Origin of the sequence: Sulfoacidibacillus ferrooxidans (assembly GCF_022606465.1) — a bacterium.
Lineage (GTDB): Bacteria > Bacillota > Bacilli > Alicyclobacillales > SLC66 > Sulfoacidibacillus > Sulfoacidibacillus ferrooxidans.
Window position 1 is genome coordinate 1 of record NZ_JALBUF010000084.1, and the last position, 472, is coordinate 472.

The window sequence follows — 472 nt, forward strand, 5'->3', positions numbered from 1 at the left end:
GTCGAATGCTCGCAAGGATCTTGATCGACTAATCAAGCAACAACGGAAAGAAGCGGCTATTGCTGACCTGGTCGCGGAGCCTTCTTCTGGCTGGTGGGAGTTTGTTCGAGTCTTCTTGAAGCAAATCAGTCTCGAAACCCTCGTGGCGCTGTCGCCGGACTATGAGTCCCATGAACGGCTCAAAGAGGTCGTCCGAAACACCAGGACGCGCATCGAAGAGTTGCTCAAGCTGGAGCCAGACTTGCCTAAAGCCCTGGAGCGTTTTTCAGACGACCAAGCGGTACGAATTCTGACCATCCACAAGAGCAAAGGTCTTGAGTTCGATTCGGTCATCATCATGGCCGTCGAAAACGAAATCTTCTTTGGCAATCAGGCTGAAAACCGCTGCGCATATTTTGTCGGGGTTTCACGCGCCAAGAGGCGACTAGTTCTTACCCATGCAGATCAGAGGGAGCGCCCTGCTGGCTATACG

General features: G+C 53.0%; 1 protein-coding gene. It reads left to right on the forward strand.

What is annotated here, in order from left to right; translation table 11 throughout:
• Positions 1–472, forward strand: a 472-nt coding sequence (locus MM817_RS16480; protein WP_241717144.1) for a 3'-5' exonuclease, incomplete at both ends; no start/stop codon positions are given.